At 45.2% G+C, this 14,968-nt stretch carries 15 protein-coding genes; 5 read left to right on the top strand and 10 right to left on the bottom strand.

Annotated elements, in window-relative coordinates; all coding sequences use genetic code 11:
• Nucleotides 1–35: 35 nt before the first annotated feature.
• Nucleotides 36–2,975 carry a UvrD-helicase domain-containing protein gene (locus F6K51_RS00965; protein ID WP_293017407.1) on the bottom strand — a complete coding sequence of 980 codons (2,940 nt, stop codon included), beginning with the start codon at nt 2,973–2,975 and terminating at the stop codon, nt 36–38.
• 119 nt (nt 2,976–3,094) lie between these two features.
• On the opposite strand from F6K51_RS00965, the gene F6K51_RS00970 reads away from it, so the two are divergent.
• The gene (locus F6K51_RS00970; RefSeq protein ID WP_293017408.1) at nt 3,095–3,229 is read left to right on the top strand and encodes a hypothetical protein; all 135 of its coding nucleotides are present in this window, start codon (nt 3,095–3,097) and stop codon (nt 3,227–3,229) included.
• 3 nt (nt 3,230–3,232) lie between these two features.
• Nucleotides 3,233–3,829, top strand: a complete 597-nt coding sequence (recR, locus tag F6K51_RS00975; protein WP_293017409.1) for a recombination mediator RecR — start codon at nt 3,233–3,235, stop codon at nt 3,827–3,829.
• An 80-nt stretch (nt 3,830–3,909) separates the two neighbouring features.
• On the opposite strand, the gene F6K51_RS00980 is transcribed toward recR, so the two are convergent.
• From F6K51_RS00980 to F6K51_RS00990, 3 genes are all read right to left on the bottom strand, one after another.
• Nucleotides 3,910–4,461 carry a response regulator gene (locus F6K51_RS00980; protein WP_293017410.1) on the bottom strand — a complete coding sequence of 184 codons (552 nt, stop codon included), beginning with the start codon at nt 4,459–4,461 and terminating at the stop codon, nt 3,910–3,912.
• Nucleotides 4,462–4,644: 183 nt separating this feature from the next.
• Nucleotides 4,645–4,809 carry a hypothetical protein gene (locus F6K51_RS00985; RefSeq protein ID WP_293017411.1) on the bottom strand — a complete coding sequence of 55 codons (165 nt, stop codon included), beginning with the start codon at nt 4,807–4,809 and terminating at the stop codon, nt 4,645–4,647.
• 153 nt (nt 4,810–4,962) lie between these two features.
• Nucleotides 4,963–5,748: a 4'-phosphopantetheinyl transferase superfamily protein gene (locus F6K51_RS00990; protein WP_293017412.1), complete on the bottom strand. Its 786-nt coding sequence runs from the start codon at nt 5,746–5,748 to the stop codon at nt 4,963–4,965.
• 245 nt (nt 5,749–5,993) lie between these two features.
• Here F6K51_RS00990 and F6K51_RS00995 point away from each other — a divergent pair, with 245 nt between their 5' ends.
• A complete protein-coding gene (locus F6K51_RS00995) occupies nt 5,994–9,173 on the top strand; it encodes a phosphoenolpyruvate carboxylase (protein WP_293017413.1) in 3,180 nt (1,059 codons plus the stop codon).
• Between the two features lie 115 nt (nt 9,174–9,288).
• Here the strand turns inward: F6K51_RS00995 and F6K51_RS01000 are convergent, their stop codons facing one another.
• Entirely contained in the window at nt 9,289–10,386 is a 1,098-nt protein-coding gene (locus tag F6K51_RS01000) for a serine/threonine-protein kinase (protein WP_293017414.1), read from the bottom strand.
• Between the two features lie 159 nt (nt 10,387–10,545).
• On the opposite strand from F6K51_RS01000, the gene F6K51_RS01005 reads away from it, so the two are divergent.
• Entirely contained in the window at nt 10,546–11,355 is an 810-nt protein-coding gene (locus tag F6K51_RS01005) for a DUF561 domain-containing protein (protein WP_293017415.1), read from the top strand.
• On the opposite strand, the gene F6K51_RS01010 is transcribed toward F6K51_RS01005, so the two are convergent.
• From F6K51_RS01010 to F6K51_RS01020, 3 genes are all read right to left on the bottom strand, one after another.
• Entirely contained in the window at nt 11,270–11,443 is a 174-nt protein-coding gene (locus F6K51_RS01010) for a hypothetical protein (RefSeq protein ID WP_293017416.1), read from the bottom strand. The two genes, F6K51_RS01005 and F6K51_RS01010, sit on opposite strands and share 86 nt — an antisense overlap.
• Before the next feature lie 174 nt (nt 11,444–11,617).
• Nucleotides 11,618–12,745 (bottom strand): DegT/DnrJ/EryC1/StrS family aminotransferase, encoded by a 1,128-nt coding sequence (locus F6K51_RS01015; protein WP_075902750.1) that lies wholly within the window; start codon nt 12,743–12,745, stop codon nt 11,618–11,620.
• Between the two features lie 75 nt (nt 12,746–12,820).
• The gene (locus F6K51_RS01020) at nt 12,821–13,015 is read right to left on the bottom strand and encodes a hypothetical protein (RefSeq protein ID WP_293017417.1); all 195 of its coding nucleotides are present in this window, start codon (nt 13,013–13,015) and stop codon (nt 12,821–12,823) included.
• Nucleotides 13,016–13,211: 196 nt separating this feature from the next.
• On the opposite strand from F6K51_RS01020, the gene fetB reads away from it, so the two are divergent.
• Entirely contained in the window at nt 13,212–13,991 is a 780-nt protein-coding gene (gene fetB, locus F6K51_RS01025) for an iron export ABC transporter permease subunit FetB (RefSeq protein WP_293017418.1), read from the top strand.
• Here fetB and F6K51_RS01030 read toward each other — a convergent pair.
• Both F6K51_RS01030 and F6K51_RS01035 read right to left on the bottom strand, forming a co-directional pair.
• Nucleotides 13,963–14,106, bottom strand: a complete 144-nt coding sequence (locus F6K51_RS01030) for a hypothetical protein (RefSeq protein ID WP_293017419.1) — start codon at nt 14,104–14,106, stop codon at nt 13,963–13,965. The genes fetB and F6K51_RS01030 overlap by 29 nt on opposite strands.
• Before the next feature lie 164 nt (nt 14,107–14,270).
• Nucleotides 14,271–14,783, bottom strand: a complete 513-nt coding sequence (locus F6K51_RS01035) for a Ycf51 family protein (RefSeq protein WP_293017420.1) — start codon at nt 14,781–14,783, stop codon at nt 14,271–14,273.
• Between the last annotated feature and the right edge of the window lie 185 nt (nt 14,784–14,968).

Below are 14,968 nucleotides of genomic sequence, written 5' to 3' on the forward strand. Positions count from 1 at the left end.
GATGAAGTATTAAGTATCAAGTACCGACTCGACTATCAAAACATGCCCACTTTACTGTCAATTAAGTCTGAGGGTAACTCCTTGAGAAACTGAGAAGGGTTAGCTGGTTCCCGATTCCCATAAAAGCGGCGCTCATGAGCATGGGACAAAAACAGTTGTTCCTGAGCGCGAGTAATCCCTACATAACACAAACGCCTTTCTTCCTCCAACGCGACAGGATCCCTAAGACTACGACTGTGAGGAAACAGTCCTTGCTCTAGGCCGACTAGAAAGACAATCGGAAATTCTAGCCCTTTAGCAGAGTGAAGGGTCATTAAAGAAACTGCTTTTTTCCCCTCTTCGAGGTTATCCATGTCAGAGGCAAGAGTTGCATTAGCAAGAAACCCTTCTAAGCTCGTTTCTTCGTTTTCTTCTTGAAATTGCTGGACTGCATTAAACAATTCTACAATATTTTCCAATCGATTCTCAGCTTCTTCAGTTCCTTTGTTTCTTAAATCGCCAATATAACCAGACTCTTCCATAATCCCTTTGAGAATCTCTAATGCTGTTCGGTTTTCCATTTGCTCCTGCCATTGAGACATAAGCTGAGAAAATTTATTGACCGCTTTAGCTGACCTTCCCGCAAATGTATGAACTGAGGTTTCATCACTGAGAATTTCCCACAATGGAACTCCTAATTCTTGGGCAGCTGTGACCAGATTGTTAATGGTAGTTTGTCCAATACCTCGTCGAGGAGTATTGATAATGCGCAATAGACTAACAGTGTCGGATGGGTTTGCGATCGCTCTGAGGTAAGCCAGAGCATCTTTAATTTCTTTACGGTCATAGAACTTTAACCCACCAACTACAGTATAGAGAATATCCGCTCTGATCAAAACGTCTTCAAAGGCACGGGATTGAGCATTAGTACGATAAAGAATAGCAAAACTGCCGCCATCCAGTTCTGGATTTTGTCGTTTTAGTTGGATAATTTGACTGACTACAAACTGAGCTTCTTCCAATTCGTCATCAGCGGCAAAACAATAGATTTTTTCCCCGATACCCCGTGTTGCTCGCAGAACTTTATCAATCCGCTGGGTATTATTTTCGATCAGGTGGTTAGCAGCTTGAAGAATATTTTCCCTAGAGCGATAGTTTTCTTCTAGCTTGACCATAGTGCGAGTATCTTGGTCTGGTAAACCATCACCAAAGTCTTGCTGAAAACCCAGAAGGATGGTGAAGTCTGCCATTCGGAAACTGTAGATAGAGTTATGAGTAAGCAATCCATCGCTAAAGTAGACATGGTGCTTCTCTACGTCTAGGCTATACACCAAGCCACTGTATTCCTGACGCTGAATCCTAATTGGTTTCCAAGCCACTGTTTTGCCACCCTGATAGACAGCTATATCCATCAGTTCTGGTAATAAATTAATCGCTGCTAGCTCGATAGTACTTTTACCCCTTCCGCCTTGATAGGCAATGTCAGGGCTGTAAATGGGGTAGTTTGGGTCGAGTCCAAAGTCTTGAAGACAGGAAATCCCCCGTTCTGGTAACACATCACCCAGTGCATTAAATAACTGCTCCAGCATCTGACGAGTGTACTCAGTGGCACCATTAATTGGTTCAAACGGGGCAGTGGGAATACCATAGCGTGCGGCAATATAAGACACTTTGAAGGAAGCTTCTGTCCGATTGTCGGTTACCACGAGAATCCAAGCGGCATCTGCTTTCTCAACCCTGGCTCGATAGCCTAACTGAAATCCACCATCGCTTTTAAATAGCTTGCACCATCCGACTCGGTACCACTGACCTCGGCGGATTAGGTAGACAACATGAGTCTTTTTCTTAGCTTGCTGATTCCACCGGATTGGCCATCGATGGTTTGGTGTGGAGCGAGTAGTTTGGCTATCAACCGTTACCTCAATCAGATGCCCACTAAAAGGACGACTGGCTTTGTTGAAACGATAACCATTCACTCTGCCAACTACTGCGGAAGAATGAGGGTTATAGCTGACTAACCGATGTTGATTTGGGTCTAGTGCTTCGATGGGAACATATCCTTCAGTAGTGAGTACTTGAGTACCTGGTGGCTGACACTGGTCTGCATCCCCTACTACAAAAACTGAGCGATTCTGCCAATCCCACTGACTCTTTCGAGTTTCGCCATTGGTAGTCAATAAGCGAATCAGTTCATACTGAATCCGATTGGTATCTTGATACTCATCCACTAAAATGTGATAAAATTGCTGATGCCAGTAGCTTAAGACCGACTCATTCTGTTGGAATAGCCTCATTGGCACTAAGATGAGGTCATCAAAGTCCAAAGCATTGTTAGCAGCTAATTGCTCTTGGTAGTGACTATAGACATCAGCAATCACTCGTCCCCGGAAATTCGACTGTTCTAGCTCAAACTGCTGGGGAGAAAAACCACGATTTTTGGCATTGCTGATGGCATAGCGCACAGAACGGGGGTTAAATTTGTGGTCATCAAGATTTAAGGTTTGAGTGACAATGGTTTTAACCAGGGTCTGGGCATCGGATTCGTCAAAGATGGAAAAGTTCCGATTCCACTTCCGTCCCTGATCATCTTGATATTTATTGATATCGAAGCGGAGAATCCGAGCAAACAGACTGTGGAAGGTGCCAATCCACAACGGTTTGGTGATAGTTTTGTAAACACGCGATCGCAACTGAGTTTGTTGGTCTTCTGGCAGAAGCTCCAACCTTTGACCATACTTCTGTTCCGCCAGCTGCTGAGCAAATATTTGCTCAATCCGCCCTTTCATTTCCCGTGCGGCTTTGTTAGTGAACGTCACCGCTAAGATATTTTCTGGTGAGACCTTGTGTTTGAGAATCAGATTAGCAATACGATAGGTCAAGGCTCGGGTTTTGCCAGACCCGGCACCAGCAACAACTAACAAGGGACCACAGAAATGTTCAACGGCTTGAAGTTGGGAAGGGTTAAGGTGGCTCAGGAAATCAGGGGTTGTACTCATAGGGGCGGATAAAATGCGATCGCAGATCTAGCTAGATCTATTTATCTTATAGCTGAGGCTATTCTAATGTTTAGTTTTTCCAGTGTGATTCTAAATATCCGATGATCTAGCAGCGCTCAATGGTCCATAAACACTTTCCCTACTCCCTACTCCCTACTCCCTACTCCCTACTCCCTACTCCCTACTCCCTACTCCCTACTCCCTACTCCCTACTCCCTACTCCCTACTCCCTACTCCCGATTCCCGATTCTTGACTGATGGTTTACACACGCCCCCTCGCTCGCTTAATTGAAGAGCTACAACGCCTGCCTGGAGTTGGTCCAAAGACTGCCCAACGACTAGCCCTTCATATCCTCAAGCGTCCAACACCGGAAGTCAAAGCCCTAGCGCAAGCGTTGGTGGAAGCCAAACAACAAGTTGGTTTTTGTAGAGTATGCTTTCACTTGTCTGCTGAACCGGTCTGCCAAATTTGCCGCAATTCCAACCGGGACCAGAAGACTATCTGTGTAGTTGCCGACTCAAGGGATGTGATTGCCATCGAAAAAACCCGCGAGTACCGAGGCCAATACCACGTTCTGGGAGGAGTGATCTCCCCTATGGATGGCATTGGTCCAGAACAACTCCATATCCAGCAACTTGTACAACGAGTCAGCCAGAAAACGATTCAAGAAGTCATTTTAGCCATCAATCCCAGTGTAGAAGGGGAGACAACCACACTATATATAGGTCAACTGATCAGGCCGTTTACCAAAGTGACTCGAATTGCCTTTGGTTTACCCATGGGGGGAGACCTAGAATATGCAGATGAAGTCACCCTAGCTAGAGCCTTAGAAGGACGCCGTGAGTTGGATTAAGCATTCGTGAGTTGGATTAAGCATTCGTGAAGGATGAATTATCAAGTGAGAAGATACTTCATCCTCCATCCTTCCATAAACTACTTCAACTTTTGCTTAATAAACGTCACCAGCTGACCTAACTGTTTCTTCAAGGCATCTATTTCCTGTTGCATTTTGGCAACCTTTGCCTTCAACTGCGCAATTTCCTGAGCTGATTCGAGCGATGACTCAGCGGTAGCTGCACTAACTGGTGCTGGTGCAGGAGTTGCTGGTCGCTTCTTAGCCTTTTGCATGGATTCTTTGATAGCGTCCGTCAGCTGCTTTTTATTAAAAGGCTTTTCAATAAAGGCAAAATACTTAAAAGGTTCTTTAATTTTAGCAGTTACTTCTTCCTTTCGGCCTGACATTAATACCAGAGGTATTGTTTGTAATTTAGGATCACTTTTAAGTTCATTAAAAATATCAAATCCACTCATTTTGGGCAGGATAAAATCTAACATGATAAAGTTAGGTTTTGCCTGGCGAATTAAATTAATTCCCTCCACCCCATCTTTAGCTTCGATGACTTCAAACCCCTTAGGTAACATCTCTTTGACATGCTTGCGGATTACCGTACTATCATCGATTACCAGGATTTTATGACTTGCCACGACTGACTCCTTTCCAAGGTAGTTTGAGTTAATTTTAAAAAAACAAATGTTGAATGAAGCGACTGTCGCCGACTCCAGAGGCTAATGTGGACACCCTAACTTAGGATCAGGGGAGTGCCAGTTTGCCTAGCGATGATCGACAAGTCACGACCTACCCAACTAAGATAACTCAGCCCTATCAATCTATAGCCATACCCCTATAAAAAGGTGTGGGAGATGTGACAATCTATCCCTATAGCAAAGGGAACAGGGAACAGGGAACAGGGAACAGGGAGTAGGGAGTAGGGAGTAGGGAGTAGGGAACAAACATTCTCTCAATTGATTTAGGATTGCTATAGTTAGTGCCATTCTAGGGTAAGACCCCACACCCGTTCAGGGTGAACCTGTGTTGAGGCTCGCCCGTCGGAATGCGATCGCGCCCCGCGTGACCTAGAGCCAATCGCATTCCGATGCAAAGTACTTGGTCTGGTTCAGTTACGATTAACCAGTTCCTATTACGGCCTAATTTCCCCCTACACCTGATCCGCCCACACCCCAACCAGACACTGATTTCTCGGTGTAATCAAAACAACTTAACTGCCAATCTTTTCTTTCCACAACCAACGAGGCAAAGTAACCAGGCACAGGGGTTAGACCAGCGATAGACCAACGGTAAACTGCCTGAGGGTCTTTGTTGATGCTCAGCAAGGCAGTCGGTTCAGCTGGATTTACAGAAACTTCGACCTGTTCCAAGCCAGCTAGTCCTTCACCAATCGCTTTGAGATAGGCTTCCTTACTGGTCCATCCCTGGAAAAATGCCTTGTGCTTTTGCTCCTCAGACACAGAACAAATCACGGCATACTCTTGGGGGGAAAAGAAACGTTGAGCGAGTTGCTCAGCATCTGGCATTGGTCGCAGGTATTCTAGGTCAACGCCAATCCGCTGATCCTGGGTAATAGCATACAGAATTAGTCCATGAGAGTGAGATACATTAAAACGGAGTCTTTTGCCCCCACAAGTTTCCTTGAGTGCTGGCTTGCCCCGCTTTCCATAACAAAACTCCACTTGGCATGGGTTCATGCCCAAATAGCGACCCAAGATTTGGCGCAGAAGACCCCGACCTGCTAGAAAATGCTTCCGATCCCGCTCAAAGTAAAATCGCTCAGCTCTTTGGTGCTCGTCCTCAGAAAGAGTAGTTGCCAATTTTTGAATCAATAATTCACTCAGCTCCAACTGGGCACGCCAGAGATGGACATCATGGTTAAATAGTTGCAAATCTGTTGGGGGAAGTAGCCACACTGGGGTCATGGTTCAATAAAAACTTATAAACATTAGTAGTTTCACAGTTACACCCAATAGTCAGACCAATAGTCAGATTTCATAAATTTAATGATTTTTACAGATACCCAATAACTTGCCTTACTATTAAAGTTAATGTGATGTTAAGCTGCCATGAGCTTTCCAAAGAAATTTAAATTCTTGTTCCTTAGTTACTCCAAAGAACCTCAAACCCGTAAAATAGATCAGCTTTGTATAGGGAATAGATAGAGCCTATGAGTTTTATCCCATCTCCATCTAATCAAGAATCAACCTTCCCAGCTACTTCTGACCTGTTTCTGCGCCATCGACTTAAAATTGTAGAGGATTTGTGGGAATCTGTTCTCCTATCTGAATGTGGTCAGGAACTTGTTGATTTACTCAAGCAACTGCGGGAATTGTGTTCTCCAGAAGGACAAGCCACTGAAGATCCTAAATCTTCAGTAGCTGATTTAATCCAACAGCTTGACCTTAATGAGGCTATCCGGGCATCACGAGCCTTTGCTCTATACTTTCAGCTGATCAATATTGTCGAACAACATTATGAACAACGAAATCAACAACTCTCAAGACGCCGCTCTTACCGAAGAAGCACTGAACCTGAGTTAACCCCCTTCGGCCAAGGTATTTTAACAAAAAATGGTAATTCGTCTTTGTCAACTGTTGTAACCGTTGACAAAGAGGTGGAAATAGGCAATGAGGTTACTCAACCAGGGGGTGCCGTTACCAATGTTATCGAAAAGAGCCACCAGGAAAACCAAGGATCCGAAAGAAAATTAGGGCTACTGGATTGGTTATTTCCCCACTTACACAAGCAGAATGTGCCACCAGGTCAAATTCAGCGGCTGATTGACAATCTTGATATTCGCTTGGTTTTCACAGCTCACCCCACAGAAATCGTTCGTCGTACCATTCGGGGTAAACAGCGACGGATGGCTAAGATTCTCGAACAATTAGACCAAGCGGAGCAAACCTATGGTACCTTAGGAATCACTTCGTCCTGGGAGGTGACTGAATGTAGCCAAAAGCTCATGGAAGAAATTCGCCTCTGGTGGCGCACCGATGAGCTACATCAGTTTAAGCCGGGAGTACTTGATGAGGTAGATTACACTCTTCACTACTTCCACGAAGTACTGTTTGATACAATACCCCAATTGTATAGTCGTTTCAAGCAAGCGTTGAAGGGTTCATTCCCCTGGCTGAACCCACCCGCTAAGAACTTCTGTCATTTTGGCTCTTGGGTAGGGTCAGACCGGGATGGTAATCCTTTTGTCACTCCCCAAATTACCTGGCAAACTGCCTGCTATCAACGAGATTTGGTGCTGGGTAAATATATAGGTGAGGTTAAGAATCTGACCGAATTATTGAGCCTGTCGTTGCACTGGTGTGATGTGCTACCGGAACTGTTGGACTCTCTAGAACAAGACCGTTCTCAATTGCCAGAGGTTTACGAACAGCTCGCCATTCGCTATCGGCAAGAACCCTATCGACTCAAACTGACCTACATTAAGCAAAAACTCGAAAACACCCGTGAGCGAAACCAACAGCTTGCCAATGGTATGCCTGTACCAGATGAGATGGCTAATGGTAAAAGCTGGAGTTTTTACCGCTCTGGAGAAGAATTCTTGGCAGAACTAAAGCTGATTGAGAGTAATCTGGTGGAAACCGGGTTGAACTGTCGTGAGTTAGACAATTTAATCGGTCAGGTGGAAATTTATGGCTTTTACCTGGCTCACCTAGATATTCGCCAGGAAAGTTCTCGCCACTCAGAAGCCCTGAGTGAAATTGCTGAGTACCTGCAAGTTTTGCCTAAGCCCTACAACTTGCTATCGGAATCCGAAGCATGCTTGTGGTTAACCGCTGAGTTGCGAACCCGACGTCCATTAATCCCAACAGAACTGCCATTTTCGGAAAAAACCTGCGAGACTATCGAAACCTTCCGGATGGTGCGGCAACTGCAACAAGAGTTTGGTCCCCAAATCTGCCAAACCTACATCATCAGCATGAGTCATACGGCCAGCGATTTGTTAGAAGTCCTCTTGTTGGCGAAGGAAGCTGGTTTGTATGACCCGGCCACTGGTCAGGGAACCATTCGCGTGGTGCCACTGTTTGAAACAGTGGAAGACCTTAAGCGTGCTCCAGCAGTGATGAAATCCCTGTTTGAGCTACCCTTGTATCGTGCTAGTTTGGCTGGTGGATATCAACAGTTGCAGGTTAGCCCATTAAACCTACCCTACTCGAACGCTAAAGGCGAACAACCAAATAACCCTGGCCAAAAGGCCACGCTACGGGAACAAGCGTTAACCTCTCCTAACTTACAAGAGGTAATGCTCGGCTACTCCGACAGTAACAAAGATTCTGGCTTCCTCAGTAGCAACTGGGAAATCCACAAAGCTCAGAAAGCCTTAGAGCACGTGGCCCAAGAGTATGGTATTGTTTTACGGATCTTCCATGGTCGTGGTGGTTCAGTGGGTCGTGGTGGCGGTCCATCTTATGAAGCTATCCTGGCGCAACCAGGTCGTAGTATCAATGGCCGAATCAAAATTACCGAACAGGGGGAAGTCCTGGCTTCTAGGTACTCTCTGCCAGGACTAGCGCTCTATCATCTCGAAACAATAGCCACAGCAGTGATGCAAGCTAGCTTACTCAATAATGGCTTTGATGATATCCAGCCCTGGAATGAAATTATGGAGGAGTTAGCTCAGACCTCCCGTACCCATTACCGAGCCCTGATTCACGACCAACCGGATCTGGTAGATTTCTTCCATCAAGTCACACCGATTCAAGAAATTAGCCAGTTGCAAATTAGTTCTCGCCCTGCACGGCGTAAATCAGGGAAGAAGGATTTAAGCAGTCTGCGGGCAATTCCTTGGGTCTTTAGCTGGACTCAAAGCCGCTTCCTGCTACCGAGCTGGTACGGTGTTGGCACTGCCCTACAAAGCTTTGTCGATCAGCAGCCAGAGGAAAATATCAACCTATTGCGCTGTTTCTATTCAAAATGGCCTTTCTTCAAAATGGTTATTTCCAAAGTAGAGATGACCTTAGCGAAGGTGGATTTACAAATTGCTCACCACTATCTCAAGGAACTTTCAAACCCTGAAGACCTGGAACGCTTCGAGCATTTGTTTGAGCAAATTGCTAAGGAATTTAACCTTACCTGCAATTTAGTCCTGACGATTACAGGACACCAAACACTGCTAGATGGCGACCCAAATTTACAACGGTCTGTACAGTTGCGTAATGGTACCATCGTTCCCTTAGGATTTTTACAGGTATCTTTGCTCAAACGCCTACGTCAACATAGCAACCAGGTAACATTGGGTGTGGTTCAATCCCGGTATAGTAAGGGAGAGTTACTACGAGGAGCCTTATTGACGATCAACGGTATTGCTGCTGGCATGCGTAATACTGGCTGACCTGTAAAGAATGGAAAGTGAAGGATGAAGGATGAAGGATGAAAAACGAACCAATGGCGAAGTTATTCACTGTTAGTCTTTTTTTGTCCGGAATCCTTGTAATTGCAAATTTAGCCTAATGATTAAATAGGTGTTCAACTCTTTGTATATCCTTATGGCGGTGTCTGGCTTGCATCCTTTGTTTCCATTCTCGAATCGCGATCGCAGTTTTTTCTGTAGGAGGTGTATACTTCTGACTTTTCCCGGTGTTTTGCTTTGCCTGTCGTTGGTTTTGATTAGCTTGAGGTTGAATAACTAGAAACTCGGCAAGATTCTCTTGAAGTAATTTATGATCCAAGGCCCTTAGGATCGCTCTTGCGTTTGAATAACGCTCTTTGAGGGAAATAGCCAGCATTCTGTTGAGAATATTAGCAAAGGAATCACTCAATTCCAATGCTTTGCCCCACTTCAGTTCACCAGTTTGGCGCTCGCTCTGAAATGGTAGGGGGGCTTTTCCAGTAAGTAGGTAAATACAGGTAACCCCTAGGGAATAAATATCACTGCTATACACGGGTCGTAGGCTAAACTGTTCCGGTGGTGCAAATCCTACAGTACCGATGAAATGGGTAGTTGGGTTTCTGACACTGCTATCTGATACTTGGGCAATTAACTCCTTAACTGCCCCAAAATCAATTAGTACCAACTGACCATCATGAGAAAGAATAATATTCTGAGGTTTGATATCACGATGTATTACCCCATGGTCATGGATGTACTGCAATAACGGTAGTATGTCTCGCAGAAAATCTTTAACGGCTCCTGGGGATAAGCAACCAGAACGCCTCACCAACCGAGCTAGGGTAATGCCTCGAATGTACTCTTGAACCAAGTAGAATTCTCCATCGTCTACGAAATAATCGAGCAGCATGGGGATCTGGGGGTGAGTCCCCAGTTTGTTCAAAATTTTTGCCTCTCTTTCAAACCGCTGACGAGCATTATGTAATGCTTTTGGCTCACTGAATTTGGGGCGAAGTTGCTTGATGACACAAAACGGCTGACCCGGTAAGGATGTATCTTTGGCTAGAAAGGTTACACCGAAACCACCTCGACCAATCATCCGTAACACTTCATAGCGTGCGCGAAATAGCTGCTTTTTGCCACAAAGTTGACCTAACTCGGTATTCTTTAAGACATCACTGTGAAAAGAAGATAGCTTGACTTGCGGGAAATTCATTTATTTTTATAGAGAAGGAGTAGCCATCAGCACCGATATGCTTTTAGTTTAGGCGTAAATATACGGGTTTGGCAGAATTATTCAGAGAGAAAAAAAATTTCCTACAGTTAATTAAAAATTAGCTAAAGTTGGTTGATAATACAGGGGTAAACAGAAAACATGACTATGCATCACAAACTAAACGAAGCCTTGGACCAAGGTCGTTGCCTGAAAGTAATTAGTGGCTTAAATACTTTTGATCCCGAGAAAGTTGCTGCTGTAGTCAAAGCAGCTTCACGGGGTGGAGCGACTTTTGTCGATATTGCCGCCTCGCCCGATCTAGTCAGGTTGGCACGAGGGTTAACGGATTTACCAATTTGTGTTTCTGCTGTAGAACCAAAGCAGTTTGTTATTGCTATCCAAGCTGGTGCTGATCTGATTGAAATTGGTAACTTTGATAGCTTTTATGCTCAGGGACAGTGGTTTGATGCTTCCGACGTATTGGCACTGACCATTGAAACCCGTAAATTACTACCCAATATAACCCTATCAGTAACTGTCCCCCACATTCTAAAGTTAGATCAGCAAGTAGAACTAGCGGCAGAATTAGTCAAAGCGGGTGCCGATATTATTCAAACTGAAGGGGGTACCAGCAGTAAACCTCGCTCCGCTGGCACCTTGGGTTTAATTGAAAAAGCGGCACCAACCTTGGCAGCTGCCTATGAAATTTCTCGTGCTGTGTCAGTACCAGTGTTGTGTGCTTCCGGGTTATCCAGTGTGACCGTTCCCATGGCCATTGCCGCTGGTGCTGCTGGTGTTGGCGTTGGTTCCGCTATCAATCAGTTAGATAGCGAAGTCGCAATGGTAGCAGCGGTTCGCAGCTTGGTAGAATCCCTCGAAGGTGTCAAGGGTGAAGGGTTGAAGGTTGAAGGTTGTTCGCGTAGCGTGGCCTTTTGGCCAAGGTTTGAAGGGTTGAAGGTTGAAGGTTGAACGGTTGTTCGCGTAGCGTGGCCTTTTGGCCAAGGTTTGAAGGGTTGAAGGTTGAAGGTTGAACGCGCACGGGTGGCCTTTTGGCCAAGGTTGCATGCTTGAAAACTAGTCTTCTAACCTTAAACCTGTTAACTTTAAACCTGTTAACCTTAAACCTGTTAACTTTAAACCTGTTAACCTCCAACCTGTTAACCTTCAACCTGTTAACCTTCAACCTATTAACCTTCAACCTGTTAACCTTCAACCTGTTAACCTTCAACCTTCAAACTAAACAGTCCTTCAATCCATAAACTACCTGTTGCTGTTCCTCAACGGTAAGTTCTGGGAACATTGGCAGGGACAATACTTCATGGCAGACTTGCTCAGCAACTGGAAACTGACCGATTTGATAGCCTAAGTCTTTGTAGACTGGCTGCAAGTGTAACGGCAGGGGGTAATAGACCATAGAACTAATACCTGCCTGCTTTAATTTTTGGCGTACCTCGTCCCGATAGTTGCTATTGCTGCTATCTTGAGTGAGGCGAATGGTGTACTGGTTCCAGACGGAATGTCCCCCAGGGGTTTCCCGAGGCCGGATGATCTCAGGTAATGGCTCCAATAACTGGTGATACCGGGTTGCTACCTGACGACGGGCATTGTTCCAGCCATCGAGATAGGGTAGCTTTACGTTAAGAATAGCGGCTTGTAGGGCATCTAAACGACTGTTGATACCATTGACTTGATGGTAATAGCCCGAGCATCTGCCGTGGTCTCTTAGCATCCGTATTGAGGCCGCAACAGTTTTGTCATTAGTAGTTACCGCACCACCATCGCCACAGGTTCCCAGATTCTTGCTGGGATAGAAGCTAAAGCAACCAATATGTCCAATACTGCCAACCTTTTTTCCTACCCATTCAGCACCAGTCCCTTGGGCGCAGTCTTCAATGACTGCAAGACAATGAGTCTTGGCGATATCCATCACAGCAGTCATATCCACTGGCTGTCCGAACAGGTGAACTGGTATGATTGCTCTAGTATTATGGGTAATCGCTTTCTCAATCTGATTGACATCGATATTAAAGGTTTCGGCATTGATATCGACAAAGACTGGGGTAGCACCAACTTCAGCAATTACTTCAGCGGTAGCGATAAAGGTGAAGGGTGTGGTAATTACCTCATCACCAGGTCCGATATCTAAAGCTCGCAGGGCGAGATAGAGAGCGTCTGTACCAGAGTTACATGCAATGCATTCCAGGGTACCGGTGTAAGCCGCAAACTGTTGCTCAAAGTGTTCTACAACTGGACCACCAATATAACGTCCAGAGGAAAGAACGTCACCGACAGCAGCACTGACTTGTTCTCCAATAACTTGGTACTGCCGTTTTAAGTCAAGAGGGGGTATAGTATTCACTTGTTCCTCACACCTTAAGTTGTTTTCAATTAAAACAGAATTTTTTGCAAAAAGGGTTCAAATTTTACCTGCAGCTTACTTTTCACTCCTGGCCTTGAAGGTTTGTTCGCGTAGCGTGGCCTTTGGCCAAGGTTGAAGGTTATCTGGTTGAAGGTTGAAGGGTTGAATGGTTGAAGGGTTGAATGGTTGAAGGGTTGAATGGTTGAAGGGTTGAATGGTTGAAGGGTTGAATGGTTTGAAGCTGGGATGCTGGGATGGTTGATGGTTCAAAACTAGTCTTCAACCGGTTAACATTCAACCGGTTAACATTCAACCTGTTAACCTTCAACCTATTAACCTTCAACCGGTTAACCTTCAACCTGTTAACATTCAACCGGTTAACCTTCAACCGGTTAACCTCCAACTGCCATCACAATTAACAGAGGATCTGACACAATAGATTAAAACAAGTTAGCTGTGGTGGCTGGTGGATTCTTTGATTGAACTCGATATTAGCGATTTAGCGTGGGGATTGGGCATGATGGCGATCGCAATTGGTTTATCCAGCTGGCAAAGGCTGGGTTTGGAAGTTCAACTAGCGATCGCAACTGGCCGAACTATCGTACAACTCATTGTTGTGGGATATGTGCTGGCTGTAATTTTTGCCTTAGATCACCCGATTCCTGTTTTAGGTATCTTAATGGTAATGCTGACTATTGGTACCATTACTGCCCGCAATCGGATTAGTAACCATAAGATCCCGAGACTTTTACCAATAGTATTCAGTTCCCTGTTCTTTAGTACAGCATTGACCTTAGTCTATACAAATCTATTGATGATTCAACCAGAACCTTGGTATGCACCCCAGTACCTGATTCCCTTAGGAGGTATTGTGCTGGGCAATGCCATGAATGGGGCTGCGATCGCAGGGGAACGCCTAGTTAGCACCATTAGCAACAGCACTCTGGAAATCGAAACCCATTTGAGCTTAGGGGCAACGGGACAACAAGCCGTAGCCGGTTACCGTAAGGATGCGATTCGGGCTGGGTTGATTCCTACTCTTAACTCCATGATGGTAGTGGGACTGGTCACCTTACCGGGAATCATCACAGGTCAATTGTTAAGTGGTATTGATCCCTTGAATGCTGCTTCCTATCAGATATTAATTATGTTTATGCTCGCATTTACTAACTTGATCGCCATCTTATTGATAACCTATGGGTTGACACGGCAATTTTTTAATCAGTCTGAGCAGTTAACGATATAGCATTTATCCATTGGGTGAGGTACACAGTCCCATGTTTTAGGGAGTCGGGAGTCGGGAGTCGGGAGTCGGGAGTCGGGAGTCGGGAGTCGGGAGTCGGGAGTCGGCGAAAGACCATTAGTTCTCACATCATGTCCGGATAATTAGTGATAAAAACATTCTGTCTTGAAACCTTACTCCTTTACTTCTGCCTTCTGCCTGCCCCCCTTCCGGGCGGGGGGTTAGGGGGGATTCCCTCTGCCTTGCTTTCGCGCCTTGTGTCAGTTTAAACCTATTATTATATCACTCTTGAGGCAATTGAGCAAATTCTTCGGAATAGACTTCAATCACCATATCTGGATCATCACGCTCGGAAAGCGATCGCATAACCTGACCCAACAATACCGGCTTGGATACACCAGCTTCCGGATGGATAATCGTCCGGGCTCGAATCGTTAACTGGTTATTTGCGCCACCAAGGCGTCCATAGGAATAAAAATTACTAGCAGCTTGGCGCAGTGTTGCTTCTACTTCCGACTCTGTCGCAGTAGGGGACAAAGCAATCACTGTTTGGTTGCCACCATTATCGTAGACTACAGTATATCGGATTGCCCCTGGAATGGTAGTACGGGTAAAGGGTACTAATGATAAGGAGAAAAAGCTAGCGGTTAGCACTAGCATAAACCCAGTGACTCCCACCAGACGAAACCGGAGACCCCATTTGAATATAAAACCGAGTATAGCAATCAAGCCACAGGCTAAAGTCAGAATACCTGCCCATTGAGTGTAGATCAGAAAATCAGCTGTTGTTGGCATAGTAGTTTATAGAGTTAGTAATGGGTAATTTAGCAAATAGAACAGGGAACAGGGAACAGGGAACAGGGAACAGAAAGTAGGGCATCAAAAATTATCAAAATTCCTCCACGGATTACTATTGATCATCGTAATGGATAATTGGTGACTGACCACTCATCAAATTAGAGTAGCATCTAGATTTATGA

The organism is Moorena sp. SIO3I8, from assembly GCF_010692325.1.
GTDB lineage: Bacteria > Cyanobacteriota > Cyanobacteriia > Cyanobacteriales > Coleofasciculaceae > Moorena.

Excerpts from the sequence above, each read along its gene's own strand:
- F6K51_RS01035 (WP_293017420.1), bottom strand. The coding sequence starts at position 14,783 with ATGCCAACAACAGCTGATTTTCTGATCTACACTCAATGGGCAGGTATT.
- recR (WP_293017409.1), top strand. The coding sequence starts at position 3,233 with ATGGTTTACACACGCCCCCTCGCTCGCTTAATTGAAGAGCTACAACGC.
- F6K51_RS00970 (WP_293017408.1), top strand. The coding sequence starts at position 3,095 with ATGGTCCATAAACACTTTCCCTACTCCCTACTCCCTACTCCCTACTCC.
- F6K51_RS01030 (WP_293017419.1), bottom strand. The coding sequence starts at position 14,106 with ATGGTCTTTCGCCGACTCCCGACTCCCGACTCCCGACTCCCGACTCCC.
- F6K51_RS01005 (WP_293017415.1), top strand. The coding sequence starts at position 10,546 with ATGACTATGCATCACAAACTAAACGAAGCCTTGGACCAAGGTCGTTGC.
- F6K51_RS00995 (WP_293017413.1), top strand. The coding sequence starts at position 5,994 with ATGAGTTTTATCCCATCTCCATCTAATCAAGAATCAACCTTCCCAGCT.
- F6K51_RS01000 (WP_293017414.1), bottom strand. The coding sequence starts at position 10,386 with ATGAATTTCCCGCAAGTCAAGCTATCTTCTTTTCACAGTGATGTCTTA.
- F6K51_RS00985 (WP_293017411.1), bottom strand. The coding sequence starts at position 4,809 with ATGGCACTAACTATAGCAATCCTAAATCAATTGAGAGAATGTTTGTTC.
- F6K51_RS00990 (WP_293017412.1), bottom strand. The coding sequence starts at position 5,748 with ATGACCCCAGTGTGGCTACTTCCCCCAACAGATTTGCAACTATTTAAC.
- F6K51_RS00965 (WP_293017407.1), bottom strand. The coding sequence starts at position 2,975 with ATGAGTACAACCCCTGATTTCCTGAGCCACCTTAACCCTTCCCAACTT.